This window comes from Streptomyces sp. NPDC091292 (assembly GCF_044757265.1).
Lineage (GTDB): Bacteria > Actinomycetota > Actinomycetes > Streptomycetales > Streptomycetaceae > Streptomyces.
In genome coordinates this window covers 39,127-58,099 of record NZ_JBIVUQ010000002.1, presented here as the reverse complement: position 1 = coordinate 58,099, position 18,973 = coordinate 39,127, and the positions used below count along the sequence as shown (strand labels likewise).

At 71.2% G+C, this 18,973-nt stretch carries 19 protein-coding genes and 1 pseudogene; 12 read left to right on the top strand and 8 right to left on the bottom strand.

Features of this window, described 5'->3' with window-relative positions; genetic code table 11:
* Nucleotides 1–149: 149 nt before the first annotated feature.
* A pseudogene (locus tag ACIQNU_RS08470) lies at nt 150–892 on the top strand (hypothetical protein).
* A gap of 24 nt (nt 893–916) precedes the next feature.
* Here ACIQNU_RS08470 and ACIQNU_RS08465 read toward each other — a convergent pair.
* The 3 genes from ACIQNU_RS08465 to ACIQNU_RS08455 form a co-directional block, all read right to left on the bottom strand.
* Nucleotides 917–2,503, bottom strand: a complete 1,587-nt coding sequence (locus tag ACIQNU_RS08465) for a flavin-containing monooxygenase (RefSeq protein WP_401362758.1) — start codon at nt 2,501–2,503, stop codon at nt 917–919.
* A 2-nt stretch (nt 2,504–2,505) separates the two neighbouring features.
* The gene (locus ACIQNU_RS08460; RefSeq protein ID WP_401362755.1) at nt 2,506–2,970 is read right to left on the bottom strand and encodes a cupin domain-containing protein; all 465 of its coding nucleotides are present in this window, start codon (nt 2,968–2,970) and stop codon (nt 2,506–2,508) included.
* Nucleotides 2,971–3,130: 160 nt separating this feature from the next.
* On the bottom strand, nt 3,131–3,898 hold the full coding sequence (locus ACIQNU_RS08455) for an IclR family transcriptional regulator (RefSeq protein WP_401362752.1): 768 nt from the start codon (nt 3,896–3,898) through the stop codon (nt 3,131–3,133).
* A gap of 126 nt (nt 3,899–4,024) precedes the next feature.
* Between ACIQNU_RS08455 and ACIQNU_RS08450 the strand changes: the two genes are divergently transcribed.
* The 8 genes from ACIQNU_RS08450 to ACIQNU_RS08415 all read left to right on the top strand — a co-directional run bounded on the left by ACIQNU_RS08450 (nt 4,025) and on the right by ACIQNU_RS08415 (nt 10,831).
* The gene (locus ACIQNU_RS08450; RefSeq protein ID WP_401364185.1) at nt 4,025–4,810 is read left to right on the top strand and encodes an SDR family oxidoreductase; all 786 of its coding nucleotides are present in this window, start codon (nt 4,025–4,027) and stop codon (nt 4,808–4,810) included.
* Nucleotides 4,810–5,313, top strand: coding sequence for a cupin domain-containing protein (locus tag ACIQNU_RS08445; RefSeq protein ID WP_401362749.1), 504 nt, complete (start codon nt 4,810–4,812; stop codon nt 5,311–5,313). Before ACIQNU_RS08450 ends, ACIQNU_RS08445 begins: the two co-directional genes overlap by 1 nt.
* A complete protein-coding gene (locus ACIQNU_RS08440) occupies nt 5,310–6,251 on the top strand; it encodes an alpha/beta fold hydrolase (protein WP_401362746.1) in 942 nt (313 codons plus the stop codon). Before ACIQNU_RS08445 ends, ACIQNU_RS08440 begins: the two co-directional genes overlap by 4 nt.
* Nucleotides 6,248–7,183, top strand: coding sequence for a 2,3-dihydroxyphenylpropionate 1,2-dioxygenase (locus tag ACIQNU_RS08435; RefSeq protein WP_401362744.1), 936 nt, complete (start codon nt 6,248–6,250; stop codon nt 7,181–7,183). The genes ACIQNU_RS08440 and ACIQNU_RS08435 overlap by 4 nt, the downstream gene beginning before the upstream one ends.
* 23 nt (nt 7,184–7,206) lie before the next feature.
* Complete coding sequence (locus tag ACIQNU_RS08430) at nt 7,207–8,049, top strand: 2-keto-4-pentenoate hydratase (protein ID WP_401362742.1); 843 nt, start codon at nt 7,207–7,209, stop codon at nt 8,047–8,049.
* Nucleotides 8,046–8,987, top strand: coding sequence for an acetaldehyde dehydrogenase (acetylating) (locus tag ACIQNU_RS08425; RefSeq protein ID WP_401362739.1), 942 nt, complete (start codon nt 8,046–8,048; stop codon nt 8,985–8,987). Before ACIQNU_RS08430 ends, ACIQNU_RS08425 begins: the two co-directional genes overlap by 4 nt.
* Nucleotides 8,984–10,063, top strand: coding sequence for a 4-hydroxy-2-oxovalerate aldolase (gene dmpG, locus ACIQNU_RS08420; protein WP_401362736.1), 1,080 nt, complete (start codon nt 8,984–8,986; stop codon nt 10,061–10,063). Before ACIQNU_RS08425 ends, dmpG begins: the two co-directional genes overlap by 4 nt.
* Nucleotides 10,064–10,135: 72 nt before the next feature.
* Nucleotides 10,136–10,831, top strand: coding sequence for an alpha/beta hydrolase (locus ACIQNU_RS08415; RefSeq protein WP_401362733.1), 696 nt, complete (start codon nt 10,136–10,138; stop codon nt 10,829–10,831).
* Nucleotides 10,832–10,908: 77 nt separating this feature from the next.
* On the opposite strand, the gene ACIQNU_RS08410 is transcribed toward ACIQNU_RS08415, so the two are convergent.
* A complete protein-coding gene (locus ACIQNU_RS08410; RefSeq protein ID WP_401362730.1) occupies nt 10,909–12,069 on the bottom strand; it encodes an esterase-like activity of phytase family protein in 1,161 nt (386 codons plus the stop codon).
* A gap of 216 nt (nt 12,070–12,285) precedes the next feature.
* Here ACIQNU_RS08410 and ACIQNU_RS08405 point away from each other — a divergent pair, with 216 nt between their 5' ends.
* Nucleotides 12,286–12,720, top strand: a complete 435-nt coding sequence (locus ACIQNU_RS08405; RefSeq protein ID WP_401362727.1) for a nuclear transport factor 2 family protein — start codon at nt 12,286–12,288, stop codon at nt 12,718–12,720.
* Here ACIQNU_RS08405 and ACIQNU_RS08400 read toward each other — a convergent pair.
* Entirely contained in the window at nt 12,662–13,687 is a 1,026-nt protein-coding gene (locus ACIQNU_RS08400; RefSeq protein WP_401362724.1) for an NAD(P)H-dependent flavin oxidoreductase, read from the bottom strand. The two genes, ACIQNU_RS08405 and ACIQNU_RS08400, sit on opposite strands and share 59 nt — an antisense overlap.
* A gap of 156 nt (nt 13,688–13,843) precedes the next feature.
* Between ACIQNU_RS08400 and ACIQNU_RS08395 the strand changes: the two genes are divergently transcribed.
* Complete coding sequence (locus ACIQNU_RS08395) at nt 13,844–14,164, top strand: hypothetical protein (protein ID WP_401362721.1); 321 nt, start codon at nt 13,844–13,846, stop codon at nt 14,162–14,164.
* Nucleotides 14,165–14,722: 558 nt separating this feature from the next.
* Here ACIQNU_RS08395 and ACIQNU_RS08390 read toward each other — a convergent pair.
* Nucleotides 14,723–15,349 carry a LysE family translocator gene (locus ACIQNU_RS08390; RefSeq protein WP_401362718.1) on the bottom strand — a complete coding sequence of 209 codons (627 nt, stop codon included), beginning with the start codon at nt 15,347–15,349 and terminating at the stop codon, nt 14,723–14,725.
* Between the two features lie 234 nt (nt 15,350–15,583).
* Here ACIQNU_RS08390 and ACIQNU_RS08385 point away from each other — a divergent pair, with 234 nt between their 5' ends.
* Nucleotides 15,584–16,729 (top strand): PQQ-dependent sugar dehydrogenase, encoded by a 1,146-nt coding sequence (locus tag ACIQNU_RS08385; RefSeq protein WP_401362715.1) that lies wholly within the window; start codon nt 15,584–15,586, stop codon nt 16,727–16,729.
* Nucleotides 16,730–16,784: 55 nt separating this feature from the next.
* On the opposite strand, the gene ACIQNU_RS08380 is transcribed toward ACIQNU_RS08385, so the two are convergent.
* Entirely contained in the window at nt 16,785–17,702 is a 918-nt protein-coding gene (locus ACIQNU_RS08380; protein WP_401362712.1) for an RNA polymerase sigma-70 factor, read from the bottom strand.
* A 30-nt stretch (nt 17,703–17,732) separates the two neighbouring features.
* Nucleotides 17,733–18,941: an NAD(P)/FAD-dependent oxidoreductase gene (locus tag ACIQNU_RS08375; RefSeq protein ID WP_401362709.1), complete on the bottom strand. Its 1,209-nt coding sequence runs from the start codon at nt 18,939–18,941 to the stop codon at nt 17,733–17,735.
* Between the last annotated feature and the right edge of the window lie 32 nt (nt 18,942–18,973).

The following is an 18,973-nucleotide window of genomic DNA, read 5'->3' as shown; positions in this document are numbered from 1 at the left end:
AACCGAACACTCATCCAACTAAGCTTAGCCTTACCTTATCTCGCCATTCAGGCCCCGCCCGCGGGCCGACCAACGCCGCCGCCACACAAGGCCGTTGGTCATCCTGCCCCGCCCGCCACGGGTGCCACCGCCGGGGGGCAGGATCGCGTTTGCCTGGGGCGAGATCGGGTTGCCCACGGCGAGTGGGCCGCGCCGTCGACCGCATAAAGGCCGACACCGCCCACCGTCTCGCCTGCGAAGGCACCGCCCTGCTGTGGCGGGGCGACTTCCCCCAGGCACGCCAACTGCTGAAGGCGATGAGCCGCCGCATCGACCGCAAGGCTCCGCCGCACAGTGGCAACCCGGCGGAGTCCTTCCGCCTGCACCGCCGAGCACGCGGCCACCGCGCCCGCGTACTGGGCAGACTCCTCGTACTCCTGGAGGACGGCTACACCCGGAACCTGCGCGGAGCCCCCGACGTGCGCCGAGCCTGCGCCGAGGCGTACGGTCCGCCGTCCGGACCGGTGGCGGTCGCGCTCACCGAGCTGCTGGGGGTGCTCGGAGCGCATCAGTGGCGTACGAAGGGCGTGGAGGTACGCGCCATCGGCACTCGGATTCACCCGCACTACGGTGTGTTCTCGCCGGTCAGGGCGAATACGTCGACCTGGTCGCGCATGCGCCGCTCCCCTGGGCGCACGGCGGTCCCCGTACCGCGTTCGATCTCGGCACGGGGACTGGGGTGCTCGCGGCGGTGCCGGCCCGCCGGGGCATCGAGCGCGTCGCGGCCACCGACATCAGCCCGCGCACCCTGGACTGCGGGCCACGGCATCCACGGGCGAGGGACACCGCCGACCCGCTCCACGCGGCGCGCGCCGCCGAAGTCACGTCGCTGTGGCGTCTCACCGGCCGTTGATGTTCAGGGTGGATGGGTTGATGTTCAGGTCACCGGGTGGCCGGAGATCTCCTCCCCCGTGCGCTCGGCGTCAGGCAGTTGCGGCGTGGTCGCCGGTGGCACGGGGTGCGGCTCGCGTGCTGCCAGGCGCTTGAGGAGCGCCGGGGTGACGTTCTTGTAGGCGGCCGGGTCGATGGGGTTCAGCCAGTGCGAGGCGCGGACGCGGGCACTGATGTTGAGGCCGAGGTCGCCCAGCACCTCGTCGACGTTGTGCATCGAGAAAGGGATGATCTTCGTGCCGCGGCAGTGGTGCGTGTCGGTCGCATCGTCCATGAAGGCCAGCTGGTCGCGTACGGCCCGAAGCCGGGTGCCGGGGTCGGGCAGCCGCAGTTCGCCCGCGAGGTCGGCGGCGATCCAGACGGCCGCCATCTCGGCGTTGAGGGGGCTGAAGAAGGACGAGTTGTAGCCGTTGAAGTACAGGCCGGGGGTGCCGAAGGGCAGGATCTGGCGGTAGAGCTGGAAGTTCCCGCGCTCGTCGAACAGCCTGTCCCGCACCTCCTTGTCCAGGAAGGGCACCGCTTGGACGAAGCCGGTGGCGCAGACGACCAGGTCGGCCGGCAGCACCGTACCGTCGTTCAGCTCCGCGCCCGGTCTCCCGCCGTCGGCGAGGAGCCGCCTGATGGTCCGGTCCCGGTGGACGGTGATACCACCGTCGGCGACAGCCTCGAAGAACCCTTCGGTGGACAGCCCGATCGCCCCCCGGACGATGTCCTCCATCCGTCCGGCCGGCACCAGGCCGAGCTCGGCGAGGCCGAACTGCCGTACCGAGATCTTCCCGACGGAGTCCAGCATCCTGCGGCGCAGTCCGTTGCCGGGTCCGTGCAGGAACTTCTCGAATCCGCTCAGCCTGATGTACCGGAAGAGCGCCTCCCCGAGCCGGGTCAGCAGCAGCATCTTGAAGTTGACCCGGCCCGCGATCCTACGGGGGACCTTCCACAGGAGCTGACGGGCGATCACATCGGTCTGTTCCGCGACCTCACCGATCGCCATGGCGACGTCGCACGCCGACTTCCCGTACCCGACGACCAGGACGTGCCTGCCGCGCGCCTCCTCCACGTCGTGGAACGCGGTGGCGGGGCACAACCGGCCGCCCGCCCCGGTGAATTCGGACCGCCCGGGATAGTCGGGCATGTGCGGTTCGCAGAACACCCCGTTGGCCACGACGAGACGGTCGAAGACCTCCGTGACCCCGGCGGACCCGCCGTCCCCGCTTGCCTTGACGTCCCGGGTGTCGAGGGTCCACCGGTCGTCACCCGTCGGACGCGCCCCCGTCACCTCGGTGCCCAGCCGCAGGCACGGCTCGATCCCGAAGTGCCGTGCGTACGCGGCCAGATAGGACTGCACCTGCGCGCCGGTCGGCCACTCCGGATAGTCGCGCGGCATGGGGAAGTCCGAGAACGAGTACTGCGCGGCGGGGCTCTGGGTGGTGACGCCCGGGTAGCGGCGGCTGCGGCTCCACACCCCTCCGACGTCCGGCGTACGGTCGAGGACCACGACGTCGTGGCCCGCCTGGGTCAGGGTCTTCGCGGTGGTGAGGCCGGCGATGCCCGCGCCGATGATCGCGACGCGCATGACTACCGCACCTCTGGCGGCAGTTGGAGTTCGATACCGAACTCGGCCATGATCTTTTTCATCAGCGAGATGTCCTTGGGGCCGGGCGGCATGTCGGCGAGGGCCTGGTAGTAGGCCTCCAGACCGGCCGGTGACACCACGGAGACGACCCGCGACTCCTCCCCGTACGGATTGCGGAACGCGTGCACCACGTCGCGCGGCAGATAGAGGTAGTCGCCGTGTTCCAGGACGAAGTCCTCGCCGCCGAGGTGCACGTCCAGCCGTCCGGCGAGACAGATGAAGGACTCGTCCTCGCGCCGGTGGATGTGCGGGGGCGGCCCGTCGGTCCTCGGCGGGATCGCGTACTCGAACAGCGAGTACGCGTCACGGGTCGCATCGCCGTCCGCCTTCACGGTGATGCCGAGCCCGATCGCTCCGATCGCCCGCCCCTGGCGTGAGGGCAGCATGTAGCCACCGCCTAGAGTCACCGTCGTCTCCTCTCGGATGGCACACCACCACGTCCTTGGTGTGTCGGGGCTCACAGCGTGGGGCGGGCCGGTGATGAGCGCAAACAACCGTCCCGCTCACTGGGACATCAGACGGTGAGCGGTGCCGGTACGGGAACCAGTCATGGTGTCCGTACGGGCGTCAGTGCCGGTACGTGTACGCCCGGGAGGCAGCCGCCGCGGCCAGCCGGACCGCGGGACCGATCCGGTCCGCCCGTACGGCGGCGCTCGGCCCGGTCACCGACAGGGCCGCCGCGACCGCGCCGAGCGGTCCGAAGACGGGCGCGGCCACGCAGCTCACGCCGATGTTCCCCTCCTCGCGGTCGACCGCCCATCCCCGGGACGGAATCGCGGTCAGCTCCCGCATGACGGCGGCCTTGCTGGTCAGCGTGCGCGGTGTACGCGGCTCCATGCCGGCGTCCAGGACGGCGTCGATCGTCACGGGGTCGGAGTAGGTGAGGATCGCGCGGCCGAGCGCCGAGCAGTGCGCGGGGATGAGTCCGCCGACCTGGGAGAGCACCGGGATGGGGCGGTGGCCGGTGATCTTCTCGACGATGAGGACCTCGGCGCCCTTGAGGACGCCGAGCTGCACGGTGATACGGGTCGCGGTGTGCAGGTCCTGGAGGAACGGCAGTACGGTTTCGCGCAGTTCGAGCCTGAGCGGGGCGAGGCTCGCGATCTCGAAGAGCCGGTCGCCGATCCGGTAGCGCCCGTCGGGTTTGTCCATCCAGCCGAGCCGGATCATCCGCTCGGCGGTCCGGTGCGTGGTCGACCGCGGCAGGCCGCAGCGCGCCACCAGTGCGGCCAGTGTCAGTTCGCGGTGGGTGGCGTCGAAGGCGCCCAGAATCGCGGCGGCCCGGTCGAGGCCGCCCATCGCCCCGCCCGGGTCGTCCCGCTCAGCGGGACTCATGGTTGGTTCCCGAGTTCATACGGGACAGGCTAGGCCCGTCGCCGCTCGACGCAACCCCCGAAGCACGCGAAACCCATCCCCTCGTACCCGCTCACGCAACCCACCACCTCGCATCCGGAGGCAGCCATCACAGCCATCCCCACGAGAACCGCCCTGGTCGGTGGCGGTGGCGCCGGAATCGGCAACGCCACCGCCGCACACCTCCTGCGGACCGGCCACCGGGTCGTCATCACCGGCCGCGATGCCACCACCCTCGACACCGCCGCACACGGACTCCGCCGCCGCACCGGCGGTGAGGTGCACGCGCTGGTCAACGACGTGGCGGACGCGTCCGCGGCCGAGAAGGCCGTCGCGGAGGTCGAAGCCCGGTACGGCGCCCTCGACATCCTCGTACTCAACGCCGGCGGCCCCCCGCCTGGCCGCATCCTCGACGTCGGCGACGAGCAGTGGCGGACTGCGTACGAACTGCTGCTGCTCGGCCCGCTGCGGCTCGCCCGGCTGGCGCTGCCGAGGATGGCGGAGCGGGGCTTCGGCCGCGCCGTGCTCATCACCTCGGGCGCGGTCCGGCAGCCGCAGCCCGACCTGGCGGCCTCCGTCGTCCTGCGCTCCGCCGTCACGGCCGCCGCCAAGCTGCTGTCACGGGAGTTCGCGGACCGGGGCGTCACAGTCAACTGCGTGGCGCCCGGCGCGACCGCGACCGAACGGCGCACGGAGATCCTGCGGGCACGGGCGGAGCGCGCTGCGCGAACCTTCGAGGCGCTCGACGCCGAGGACACCGCGAGCATTCCGGCCGGTCGCGCCGCGCGGCCGGAGGAGATCGCGGCGACCGTGGCCTTCCTGGCATCGGACGGCGCGGCGTACATCAACGGGACCGTACTCACGGTCGACGGCGGAAGGACGGAAACGATCTGATGGGCGAGTCCGGAGAACACTTCGCGCTGGCCGACTTCCTCGGCGCGCTGTCGGACACCGTACGGCCGAGTGCGGCCCGTCCGGTCGTCGTGCGCGCCGCCGAACTCGAACCGCTCCCCGCCGACCAGGTGCACAACCCGACGAAGCTGTCGATCGCCGGCCGGCTGCCCACCACCACCTTCGAGATCTTCCGGCAGACCATCCCCGCCGGGCTCAGCTCGGACATGCAGCGCCACCACCACGAGACCGTGCACTACGTGATCTCCGGGGACGGGCACAGCGAGATCGAGGACGAGACCGCCGGCTGGTCGGCCGGTGACTTCGTCTACACCCCGCCGTGGACCTGGCACCGCCACTACAACGACTCCGCCGAGCACCCGGTCGAATTCCTGACCATCGAGAACTCCCGGCTGCTCGGACTGCTGGGCGTCGGCCGGCGGCAGAGCGCGGGACTGGCCACCGTCGCCGAGGCCCGCGAACGGTTCAAGGAGGACACCGCATGAACGGCACCGACGGGCGCGCCCTGCCCGAGCACATCAGCATCTGGGCCGAACTGGCCACCACCGACCACGAGGTGCGTCATGTGGACGTCGACGGTGTGCGGACGCGCGTACTGCGGGCCGGTTCCGGACCCGACCTCGTCCTGCTGCACGGTACGGGCGGCCATCTGGAGGCGTACGCGCGGGACATCAGGGGACTGGCCGCGCACTTCCGGGTCACCGCGTACGACATGGTGGGGCACGGCTGGTCGGACCTGCCGGACCGGCCCTACACCACCGATGTGCTGTCGGACCATCTCGTCGCCCTGATGGACGCCCTCGGAATCGGCTCGGCGCATCTGTCCGGTGAGTCGCTCGGCGGCTGGGTGGCGGCCTGGACGGCGGCGCACCACCCCGGCCGGGTCGACCGGCTGGTGCTCAACACGCCGGGCAACATCGCCGACAAGCCGGAGGTGATGGCCCGGCTGCGCGCGAGCACACTGGCCGCCGTCCAGGACCCGAGCGACGAGACGGTACGTCGCCGGGTCGCCTTCCTCTTCCACCACACGGAGATGGTCACCGACGAACTGGTGAACCTGCGGCGCGCCGTCTACGGCCGCCCCGGCTTCCTCCAGGCGATCACCAACACCCTCGTCCTCCAGGACCCCGAGATCCGCAAGGACTTCGCCTGGCGGCCGGAGTGGGTCGGCAGGATCACCGCGCCGACGCTGCTGCTGTGGACCGACCACGACCCCACGGGCGGGCTCGACGAGGCGGCCATGCTCCAGAAGTGGCTGCCCGATTCGCGGCTGCACGTCATCGAGGACGCGGGCCACTGGCCGCAGTGGGAGAAACCCGCGGAGTACCTCCGTGCCCACCACGACTTCCTCGTCCTCGGCAAGGACCCCGGCAAGGACCCCGGCAGGGACCCCGGCAGGGACCCCGGCAGGGACCCCTCATGAGCGAGATCATCGGGCTGGCCGCGCTGTCGCACTCACCCTTCGCCACCCTGCTGCCGCCCAGGGACAGTTCACAGCCGGGCGGTCGCTTCCTGGCCGACGCCGCCAGGGTGGCCGGGGCCGTGGAGCGGCTGGCGCCCGACGCCCTCGTCGTCATCGGCCCCGACCACTTCCACGCCCACTTCTACGACGTCATGCCGCCGTTCGTCCTCGGCGTCGAGGAGATCACCGGCTTCGGCGACTTCGGCAGCAGGTCGGGCCCGCTGCTCTCCGCCGACGCGCTGGCCTGGTCGATCCACGACGGCCTGGCGCGCGAAGGCTTCGACCCGGCCCTGTCGTACGCCCTCACCCTCGACCACGGCGTGGTGCAGAGTTACGAGATGGTCTGCGGCGACCGTGAGATCCCGATGGTGCCGCTGGTGGTCAACACGGCCGCGCCACCGCTGCCGGGCCTGGCCCGCTGCGTCGGCCTCGGCCAAGCGCTCGGGGCGGCGATCCGTGCGGCGCGCTCGCCCGCCCGGGTCCTCGTCGTCGCCAGCGGCGGGTTGTCCCATTGGCTGCCGTCCAACGATCCGCGCGATCCGGCGGTGGCCGGGGAGCGCCGGGCGGCCCTGATCCACGGCCGCAAGAACGTCGACGCCTTCGCCGCGGCCCGCGAGCCACGCGTCCGGGCCATGGGCGGCGATCCCGGCGCCCGGGTCAACTCCGACTGGGACGAATGGTTCCTGCGGCGGATCGCGGACGGCGACCTCGCCTCCGTCGTCGCGCTGGGCGACGAGGGGTTGGAGGAGAGCGCGGGCCGGGGCGCCCACGAGGTCCGCACCTGGCTGATCGGCGCCGCCGCGACCGGCGGGCCGCTGGTGTGGAGCAGCTATGAACCCGTGCCCGAGTGGATCACCGGCATGGGTATCGCGACGACGTTCGAGGTGAACTGACATGTATATCGAGGTGAGTTGACATGCGTGCCGACATACCTACGGACACCGGCAGCGCCTCGTCGGCGACCGCACTGGCGGTGGCCGTTCTCGCCGCCGCACGCAAGGCCGGCAGACCCTGCCCTCCGGTACGCGGACTGCTGCCCGATGGCGACCTCGACGCCGCCTACGCCGTCCAGTCCTCCTGGGTGGCGGACCAGGTAGCGGGCGGCGCACGCGTGGTGGGCCGCAAGGTGGGCCTCACCAACCCTGCCGTACAGGAGCAACTCGGCGTCGAGCAGCCGGACTTCGGTGTCCTGCTCGACAGCATGGAGTGCCCGCCGGGCATCCCGGTCGACATCGGCCGCACGCTCCAGCCGAAGATCGAGGCCGAGATCGCCTTCGTGCTGGGTTCCGACCTGACCGACACGGTGATCGGTCCGGCGGAGGTCGCCGCGGCCACCGCGTACGTCGTCGCCGGGCTGGAGATCGTGGACAGCCGGATCGCCGGCTGGGACATCACCATCGTGGACACCGTCGCCGACAACGCCTCATCGGGCCTGTTCGCGCTCGGCGCCGACCGGCAAAGCCTCGACGGGCTCGACCTGCCGGGCTGCGTCATGACGATGCGTCGCGGCGGCGAGGTGGTATCGCGGGGTACGGGCGCCGCGTGTCTGGGCGATCCGCTGGCCGCGGTCGCCTGGCTCGCGACGACCGCCCGCGACCGCGGCAGCCCCCTGCGGGCCGGTGACATCGTGCTGTCCGGCGCGCTCGGCCCCATGGTGCCGGTCGCCCCCGGCGACAGCTTCCGGGCCGAGATCACCGGCGTCGGCGAGGTCGCCGCCGCCTTCACAGGGGTACCGGGTGGACCGGGGGGACCGTCATGAGCGGGCGGGTGAAGGCGGCCGTGATCGGCTCCGGCAACATCGGCACCGACCTGATGATCAAGATGCTGCGCGTCGTTGAGCACCTGGAGATCGCCGCCATGGTCGGCATCGACCCCGCGTCCGACGGCCTGGCACGCGCCGCGCGGCTCGGGGTGCCGACCACATCGGACGGCGTACGGGGTCTCGTCGCGCTGCCCGGCTTCGCTGAGATCGATATCGTCTTCGACGCCACGTCGGCCGCCGCGCACCGGCACAACGCCGGCGTCCTGGCGCCGTACGGGAAGCGGCTCGTGGACCTGACCCCTGCGGCCATCGGCCCGTACGTCGTCCCGGCCGTCAACCTCGGCCGGCATCTGGACGCGCCCGACATCAACATGGTCACTTGCGGCGGCCAAGCCACGATCCCCGTCGTGGCGGCGGTGGCCGGGGTGGTGCCCGTGCCGTACGCGGAGATCGTCGCGTCCATCGCGTCGAAGTCGGCGGGGCCCGGGACCCGGGCCAACATCGACGAGTTCACCGTGACCACGGCGCGTGCGATCGAGTCCGTGGGCGGCGCGGCCCGTGGCAAGGCGGTGATCGTCCTCAACCCGGCCGAGCCCCCGCTCACCATGCGGGACACGGTGTTCTGCCTGGTCGACGCCCCGGAGGCGGCCACGCGTGAGCGGATCGCCGCCGCCGTGGAGCGGATGGTCGCGGACGTCGCCGCTTACGTAGCCGGCTACCGCCTCCACCGGCCCGCACAGTTCACCCCGGTCACCGACCGGGTCCGTACTCTCACGGACGGGCGCACCGTCACCCACCAGGTGTCCGTCCTGCTCGAAGTCGAGGGCGCGGGGCACTACTTGCCCGCCTACGCCGGCAATCTCGACATCATGACCTCGGCCGCCCTGCGGGTGGGCGAGCGGATCGCCGCACGCACACGGGAGGTGGCACGGTGAACAGCACCGGGACCGGCAGGGGGGCTGGAGATGCTGACGGCGGTGGGCGCCGCCTCTACCTCCAGGACGTCACCTTGCGCGACGGCATGCACGCCACGCGCCATCAGCTCCGGCCGGAACAGGCGGCCCGGATCGCCTCCGCGCTGGACGCGGCGGGCGTCGACGCCATCGAAGTCGCCCACGGCGACGGCCTGGCCGGCAGCAGCCTCACGTACGGGCCGGGCAGCAACACCGACCAGGAGTGGATCGAAGCCGTCGCCGCGAGCGTGACCCGGGCCCGGCTCACGACGCTGCTGCTGCCGGGCATCGGCACGGTCGAGGACCTGCGGCACGCCCACGGCCTGGGCGTACGGTCGGTGCGCGTCGCCACGCACTGCACCGAGGCGGACGTCGCCGCACAGCACATCGCCACCGCGCGCGAACTGGGCATGGATGTGTCCGGCTTTCTGATGATGAGTCATATGGCGCCGCCCGCCGAACTGGCCCGGCAGGCCGCCCTCATGGAGTCCTACGGCGCGCACTGCGTCTATGTGACGGACTCCGCCGGGCACTTGACGATGAACGGGGTGCGCGAGCGGGTCCGCGCCTACCGTGAGGTGCTCGCGCCGGACACCGAGATCGGCATTCACGCGCACGAGAACCTTTCCCTGTCGGTGGCCAATTCGCTGACCGCCGCCGAGGAGGGCGCCACCCGCGTGGACGCCTCGCTCGCGGGCCATGGCGCGGGCGCCGGGAACTGCCCGATCGAGGCGTTCGCCGCCGTCGCCACCATCGAGGGCTGGGCCCACGGCTGCGACCTGCTCGCACTCCAGGACGCCGCCGACGACCTGGTCCGCCCGCTCCAGAGTCGACCGGTCCGGGTCGACCGGGAAACCCTGACTCTCGGCTTCGCGGGCGTCTACTCCAGCTTCCTGCGCCACGCGGAGACGGCCGCCGAGACATACGGCGTCGACGCACGCGCGCTGCTGCTGCGAGCGGGTGAACGGGGGCTCGTGGGCGGCCAGGAGGACATGCTCCTGGACACCGCCCTGGCCATGCGAGCCGCCGAGGACAGAAGCACCACACCAGGACAATAGGTACACGGTCAGTTACGCTCCGTTCCGGGCGGGAATCGCAGGCACACCCCTCGAACGGATTGGTGCGGGAACATGGCGGACAAGCCCACGGTCGTCCTGGTGCATGGTTTCTGGGGCGGCGCCGCCCACTGGTCGAAGGTCATCACCGATCTCCACGGCCGAGGCTACGGCTCGCTGCACGCGGTGGAGATGCCGCTCACCTCGTTGGCCGACGACGCCGAGCGGACCCGCAAGATGGTCCGCCAGATCGACGGCCCGGTGCTGCTGGTCGGGCACTCGTACGGCGGTGCGGTCATCACCGAGATGGGCGACCTGCCCAACGTGCAGGGTCTGGTGTACATCGCCGCGTTCGCCCCCGACGCCGGCGAGAGCCCCGGTGGGATCAGCGAGGAGCCCGCCCCGGCCGCGTTCAAGAACATCGCCCCGGACTCCGACGGCTACCTGTGGATCAAGCAGGACGAGTACCAGTGGAGCTTCTGCCAGGACCTCGCCGACGACGAGGCCTTCGTCCTGGCCGTCACCCAGAAGGCTCCGCTCGCGTCCACCTTCGGCGACACGGTCACCGCGCCCGCCTGGCGCAGCAAGCCCGTCTGGTACCAGGTCTCGGCCGACGACCGCATGATCCACCCCGACACCGAGCGGAGGATGGCCCAGCGGATGAACCCCCGCAAGACCATCGAACTCCCCGCAGGCCACGCCTCCCTGGCGTCCCACCCCGGCCCGGTCACGGACCTCATCGACGAGGCGGCCCGCACCCTGAGCAGCTAGAGGGCCCCAGGGAATTCACGTAAGACGCCTACGGGTGCCGGGCCGACGTCGGCCCGGCGCCCATGGGCGTCAGGTGTTCAGCGGATACCGAGTGCGACGATCTGGGTGACCTCGTCCTCGGCGAAGTTGTCGTCGCTGACCAGAAGCAGGGTTCGTTCGCCGTTCCGCAGGGTCGGACCCCAGGTCATGCCCTCGGTGTTGTCGACCGTGGACAGACCCAGGTCGGCGAAGTCCGCGACCAGTTTCTTGTGCATCGGTACGACCCTCTGCCCGGCCAGCGAGTCCATGCGCCGTACGTCTGTCGCACCCCGCGTGGTGGCGTCGTAGATGCGGATCTTGAATCCCGCGCCCGCCACCCAGGTACGTTCGAGTACGAGATAGCGGCTGGGGTCGCCGGGGAAGGCGAGGATCGACGCCACTCCGGTGTCCGGGGGCCACGGGCTGGACGGGTCGGACTCGGCGAAGATCTTCTCCAGGGGGTAGGCGAACTGCCCGAGCACGGCGCCGTTGCGGCTCTGCTGGGTGACGCGGATCAGGGCGCCGTGTTCCACGGTGGGCTCCGGGCCGTCCTGGATCAGCGGACCCTCGACGGCGCTGGTGAGCACGCGGCTCCCGGCTCCGAAGGTGATCGCTTCCACGGCCTTGTTCCGCCGGATGCCCCGATCGGCCATGGTGATCTCGTACTGGGGCGGCAGGCGCAGTTGGCCGCGGTAGGCACCGGAGCGGTCGGCGAACTGGATCGACGGCTGGATCACCGGCTCGCTCGCCGACTTCGGCCGGTCGCCCTCCTGCGCCCACCAGTACCGGCAGGTCCGCGGGTCCACCCGCAGCTCCTCCGGGTCCACCGCCTTGCCGTCGCCGGCGCTCGCCGGTGGGTAGACCGAGCCGTCCGGCTGAAGGAAGGGGTGGGTGCCGGTGAAGTCGACGGAGTGCACCCCTCCGGCGTCCACCTTGATCCTGGCGGTGTAGAAGCGGGCGGGCTGGAGGTACGAGCGGTCGTCGCTGATCATGACGTACTCGCCGCTGCACGGGTCCCGGTCGACGCCGGACAGCCCGCCAACTGTCGTGTTCTGAAAGGAGAGTTTGTGCGGAACGATCTTCTCGCCGAGCAACCGGGCGTGCACCCCGATCGTGGACCGTGCGGCGGGATCGTCCGGCTGAGCCGCCACCGCGGGAGCCATCGCCGCCGTCAGCACCAGGGCCGCGGCGGATGCGCGGAGGGTCAAGGAGGAGTTCATGGAGTCGATCTTGGCCCGGCATACGCGTCCAGCGCAGTCACCCATCCGGCTGACAGGGCCGGGCACCGGGGTGAGAGGTGACGCCCCGTCACCAGCCGCCGCGCCTTACCCCCGGGGTAATCGACGGCTCTCGCCTCCCCCGGCAGGATCGACCCGTCGACGGGAAACCCCGCCGGAATCCGGCCCCAATCCGGCCGCGGCCTTGAGGAGAGCGCCATGTCAGTGAAGTCGGCGGACACCACAACGAGTTCGGACGCCACCCGGGCCGTCGTACGGGAGTTCCTTGCCGCCCGGATGGCCGGGGACACCGAGCGTCTTGTCGCCCTTTTCGCCGACGAGGTGGACTGGCTGCTCGCCGAGAACCCGGCCGCACCCTGGATCCGCCCGCGGTCCACCGCCGCCGAATGCGCAGCCCAGTTCACGGATCTGGCGGAGCACACCGTGCCCGAGGACGCGCGCGCGTCCGTGGACACCTTCCTGGTCGACGGCACCGACGCCGTCCTGATGGGCCGTCTGTCAGGAACCGTACGCGCGACGGGAAAGACCTTCGAGGGCCCGTTCGCGCTTCGCCTCACCGTCGAGGACGGCCGGATCACGCGCCACCATCTCTACGAGAACAGTCTGTCGATCGCCGAGGCGTGCGGTGCGTGAAGTCGTGGCGCCGTCCGGCGCGGTCGAGTGCGGCTTCGGCCTGCGTGGCCAGGGTGGTGACGAGGTCGGCAGCGGAGGGCAGGTCCGTGATCAGGTCGGTGGCTTCGCCGGCCCACAGCGGCTGCGACGGGATGACTCCGCGCGCCACGTCGTCCCGGTAGCCCTGCCGGGCCTCCGGGTCCGCCGCGAGTTCGGCTTCCCTGCCCCGCCACCGGTCCAGGTAGGGGTGGCCGAGGGTGCGTGCGGTGTACTTCGACGGCCACCGGGAGCCTCGGGCGATGTCGAGCACCCTGCTGCGCTCGGTGTCCTCGCTGCTACCCTCCACGATCGCCTTGGCAGTCGAAGGATGCACCAGGGCCTCGGTCGTGGCCTGGAAACGGGTCCCGATGAGCGCACCCGCCGCGCCCAGCGCCAGTGCCGCCGCGACACCGCGGCCGTCCGCGATCCCGCCGGCCGCCAGGACCGGCACCGGCGCCGCCAGATCCACCACTACAGGTACGAACGGCAAGGTGGAGCGCCCGTGCCGGGCCCCGTGCCCACCGCTTTCGGTGCCCTGCGCCACGATGACATCGGCGCCCAGGTCGACGGCCCGCCTGGCCTCCTCCAGATCGGTCACCTGAAGGATCAGCAAGGTGCCGGCCGCGCGGACGCGTTCGGTGAACGGCCTCGGGTCACCGAAGGACAGCATCACGGCCCTGGGCCCGTACTCCAACGCCCGCTCGACCGCGCCGACATCGAGCTGCCAGGTCAGGAACCCGATGCCCCAGGGTTTCCCGGCGGCCTCCGCGACAAAAGGCACCTCGCGGCCCAGCCACTCCGGGTCCCCGTTCGCGGAACCCAGCAGCCCGAGCCCGCCGCCGCGAGAGACGGCCGCCGCCAGCGCACCACCGGCCGATCCACCCATGGGCGCCAGCGCGATCGGATGCCGCACACCGAACAACTCCGTGAACTGCGTCGAAAGCACCATGGCGGCCATCATCCCTCTCGTGGAGCCGACCGTCGGCGTCGCAGTAGCGCGGCACCGCGTTGACGTGGGTGTATCCGGGCTTGGGCGGGAGACGGGGTTCCTCGCGGCAGGGAAGCCCACCCTCTAACCTGGATGGAGACGGTAAGGACCACGGCCATGAGGATTACGGTGCTCGCGATTCCGGGTTGCCCGAACGTGCCCGTGACGCTGGAGCGGCTGGATGCCGCCCTGGCCGGGCGCAAGGCCGAGGTGGTGTCGGTCGAGGTGCGTGACGAGGCGGAGGCGGCCCGGCGCGGCATGGCCGGCTCACCCACGGTCCTGCTCGACGGACAGGACCCGTTCGCACGGACCGACTCGGTGCCGGGCGTCGCATGCCGGATCTACCGCCACCTGGACGGCACCACGGACGGGGCACCCAGCACGGACGAACTCCGCGAGGCGCTGACCGCCGCCGGAATGGCCTCCGGTCACAGCTGAGCGGAGAAGGAAATCACACAGCCGCGAGGCCCTGCCCCCGGTCTTGATGAGCGGTGCGTCTCGCGTGAACAAGCGGCGACCGACGCTGTAGTACAGGCCGCGTGCCTTCGGGTGTCCCGGGGCGCCCAGGCAGGCGACCGTCGTGTGACGTGGAGATCGCCACGGTACGGCGGTGTCCGCCGGACGCCCTCGTAGGCCGTGGCTGTGTACGCGGTCGGAGCCCACGCGTCCACGTGGGCTTGAACCGCGGTCTGCGGACCGGCCTCATCGGCGGTGCGGAAGCGGAATCCGTCCGGCAGCACCGGCTGTTCCAGATCGTTCAGGTCCCGTTCGTTGAGCTGGGTCCAGGAGCCGGTGTCGCCGAACGAGGCCGGATCGGTCTCGTAGCCGTGCGCCGCCCATCACCGTGGCTCGCGTGCCCCTTTCCTCAGTTCCAGGCCAGCTCTCCGAACGAAGCGTCGCTGTTCACCAGGTCGGGACGGACGGCCGTGATCCGCTGGGCCAAGTCCTGCATGAGCTGCACGTCCGCGGCGGACAGCAGATCCCGGCGGCACCCGTCTACCTCGCCGTCGCCGTGCGGATCCCCAGGGTCACCAGCACCGCCCCCGCCACCCGCGCCGTCGCACGCCGGAACCGTGGCGTGTCGATCGCCGTGCGCGCTGCGGCGACGACGGTCGTCCAGAACAGCAACCACACCAGGACGACGCCCACATGTGCGACCGCGAGCTGCGCGATCTGCGGTGCGATGGGCCGGCTGGAGGTCAGGAACTGCGGAACGAGCGTGAGATAGACCGACGCCGCCTTCGGGTTGAGGACGTTGGACCACAACCCCTGCCCGAAGCCCCCGAGCCGAGCCCACGGCAGCCGCCAACGCGCCCGCGCCCTCACCTCGCCGCCCCGACGCGCCGAGCGCCACGTCGTCACGCCCAGCCAGATCAGATAGACGCCGCCCACGACCTTCACCACCGTCAACGCCTGGGCGGACGACATGACCAGCGCCGACAGACCCACCGCGGCGAACGTCGCGTGCACCAGGAGCCCGCACGCCGTGCCGAAGGTGGCGAGCACACCGTCGGACCGCGAACCCGCGATCACCCGCTGTGTGACAAGTGTGAAACTGGCGCCGGGGATCAAGGTGAGAGGAGTGACCGCAGCCACGAAGCCGAGTACCTGATGCCACTGCACACCCGCCAGCCTATTCGGCTTTCCGCGCCCCCTGTTGTGCCCCCTGCGGAACGGACGGCGAGATGGCCGACGCGTTGGTCTATACCAGCCACCCATGTCCCCGTATCCTCATCCGTAGCCAGTAGCACACCATCCCCCACCCAGGTTGCGTGCTGGCGCGGGCGACACCCCAACTCGCAACTGCCCCAGCAGCCGGGTGACTTCCCCCCGTTCGCCGCCTCCAGGAGGATCACGGTGAAAGTTCGTACCAGAAGCTCGGCGATCGTCGGCACGCTCTGCCTCGTCGCCTCCCTCGCCCTGACCACGGCGTCCGCCAACGGGGCCGCCGCTCCGCACCATGTGGCCGGGGTCGCGCTCACGGAAGTGGCCACGGCCCAGAATCCGTCCGCCGGAACAGCCGGTCCCGGTGGCACCGTCTGGCTGGCCGAACGCGCCGGAACCGTAAGGGTGTTGAGCGGCAAGGGGCTCAGCGAGCCCGTCCTGGACATCACCGCCGAGACCACTCTCGACGGCGAACGCGGCCTGCTGGGCATCGCGTTCGACAAGGAGTTCGCGCACTTCTACATCTCGTTCACGGACCTCGAAGGCACCAGCACCATCGACGAGTTCGCCGTGCGGAAGGGCAAGATCCAGCCGAACACCCGGCGCACCGTCCTCACCCAGACACAGCCCTACTCGAACCACAACGGCGGCGACATCCACTTCGGCCCCGACGGCTACCTCTACATCGCGCTCGGCGACGGCGGCGCGGGCGGCGACCCGCACGCCAACGGGCAGAACCTCGACACCCTGCTCGGCAAGCTGCTGCGGATCGACCCGGCCGGCGCCACGCCCGGCAAGCCGTACGCGATCCCGCCGGACAACCCGTTCGTGGACGACCCGAACGCCAAGGACGAGATCTGGGCGTACGGGCTGCGCAACCCGTGGCGGTTCTCCTTCGACGCGCGCACGGGCGATCTGCTGATCGGTGACGTCGGCCAGAGCGACTGGGAGGAGATCGACTGGGCCCCGGCGGACAGCGAGGGCGGCGAGAACTACGGCTGGTCCCAGATGGAGGGCACGCACACCTTCCGGGGCGGCACGGAGCCCGCGAACCACGTGCCGCCGGTCCACGAGTACGACCGCAGCGGCCTGGCCTGCTCGGTCACCGGCGGATACGTCTACCGGGGCAAGGCGATCAGCGGCCTCCAGGGTCAGTACGTGTACAGCGACTACTGCGACGGCACCCTCCGCACCCTGCGGATCAAGAACGGCAAGGTGACCGCCGTGGGCGACCTCGGAGTCAACGGCGGCTCGGTGGTCTCGTTCGTGCAGAACACCAGGGGCGAGCTGTTCGTGCTCGACCTGGGCGGCAAGGTCTCCCGCCTCGACCCGGCGTGACGGCTCCCCGGCCGGCCTGAGGTGCGCCCCGGCCCGAGAACCTTCGGGCCGGGGTTCACCGGAGCGTGAGCGGGGTTTCGGACGCGACGCGGGACAGTTTCTCGGGGTTGCGGACGTAGTAGAGGCCGGTGATACGGGCCTCTTCGACACGGATCGCGAGGATGCCGTCGAGTTCGCCGTCGAGGCGGACTACGAGCGCGGGGCTGCCGTTGACCACGGTGGGGTCGCAGGTGATCGTGCTGTCCACCTTGGAAGTGCCGCCGAGGTAGAAGCGGACCACCTTGTCGGCGCCGATGACGGGTCGGAGCGCGGCCTGCTTGACGCCGCCTCCGTCGCTCACCAGGACGACCCCCGGGGCGAGCACGTCGAGGAGGTCCTGCGGATCCCTGGTTTCGAGCGCGCGCTGGAACGACTCCATCGCGGCCCGGGTCTCGCTCGCGGAGACCGTCCGGCGGGGGCGGCGGGAGTCGACGTGCCGGCGCGCGCGGTGCGCGATCTGGCGGACGGCTTCCGGGCTCTTGTCCACGGCCGCGGCGATCTCGTCGTAAGCGATGTCGAAGGCCTCGCGCAGGACGAAGACGGCGCGCTCGGTCGGCGACAGCGTCTCCAGGACGAGCATCAGCGCCATCGACACGCTCTCGGCGAGTTCGGCGTCCTCGGCCACGTCGGGCGTGGTGAGCAGCGGCTCGGGCAGCCACTGGCCCACGTACGCCTCCCGGCGGCGCTTCATGGTGCGCAGCCGGTTGAGCGCCTGCCGGGTGGTGATCCGGACCAGATAGGCACGCTCGTCGCGCACCTCGCCGAGGTCGACCTTGACCCAGCGCAGCCAGGTTTCCTGGAGGACGTCCTCGGCGTCGGCGGCCGAGCCGAGCATCTCGTACGCGACGGTGAAGAGGAGGTTGCGGTGGGCGACAAAAGACGCGGTCGCGGGGTCGAAGGGCTCCGGCGCCGGGTCAGTGGCGTGGTCGCTCATCTCTCGGACCTCTCTCTTTCGCGTCGTGCCTCACGGCCGGGCCAGGGTGCCGACCGCGGCGGCCGGCGCCTCGTCGCGCTTGGCCTGGAGCAGCGGTCGGCGCTTGGCATCCTTGGTCCACCAGGTGCGGACACCCGGCTTGCGCGCCTCGTACGAAAGCTGCCAGGGGATGCCCTTGCAGATCAACTCCTTGATCTTCGCGCCCGAACGGCCGCCGATGTAGTACCTCTTGGCGGTGTCGTCCCTGCCGGTGATCTGGAAGACGCCGGCGTGGCGGCCCAGGCTGAGGCACTGGCTGACGAACCCCACGTCGATGGGCGCGGGCTGCTCACCGGCGAGGCGGCTGAGCACGGTCCGGGCGGCCTGCGGGCCGAGTTGGACGGCGGCCTGGCAGCTCATACGGAACGGCAGGTCCGAGGGTGCCGCCGAGTCCCCGGCCGCGACGATGCGCGCGTCGTCCACGCTCGTCAGGGTCTCGTCGGTGCGCAGACGGCCCAGGGCGTCGGTGCTCAGCCCGCTGCGCGCGGCCAGATCCGGCACGCCGAATCCGGCGGTCCAGATGGTCACATGGCTCGGCAGCTCGCGTCCGTCGACGAGCCGCACGGCATCCCGCGCGACCGTCGCGACCCTCGCGCCGGGCCCTTCGACGACGGTCACGCCGAGCTTGGCCAGCCGCTTGGCGACCGCGCGCCGCCCCCGGGGATGCAGGGACGGGCCGAGCGTCTCGCCGCAGACCAGGGTCACGGTGCGGCCCAGCTCGGCCAGTTCGGCGGCGGTCTCGATGCCGGTCGCACCCGCTCCGACCACCGTCACGGCGGCGGTCGTGGGCGCGCCGTCGAGAACGGGCCCCAGCCGCTGCGCCTCCTCCAGGCTGCCGATCGGGTACGCGAACTCGGCGGCTCCGGGCACCCGGGGGTCGGCGCTGCCGCTGCCCACCGCGTAGACCAGGTAGTCGTAGCCGACCGTGCCCCCGGTCGCCAGCGTCACCTCGCGCTCGGCCGCGTCGATCCGTGTCACGGTGTCGACCACGAGCCGGACGCCCTCGGCGAGGACCTTCCGGTACTCGGCGACCGCCTCATGGGATCCGCCCACCAGTTGGTGCAGGCGGATCCGGTCGACGAAGGTCGGACGCGGGTTGATGAGGGTCACGGTGACGTCGTCGCGCTGGGTCAGGCGGTTGGCCGCCATGACGCCGGCGTATCCGCCGCCGATCACGACCACATCGGTGTGCTGAGCCATGGTGTCTCCTCCGTTTCAGGGGGTTCGGCCTC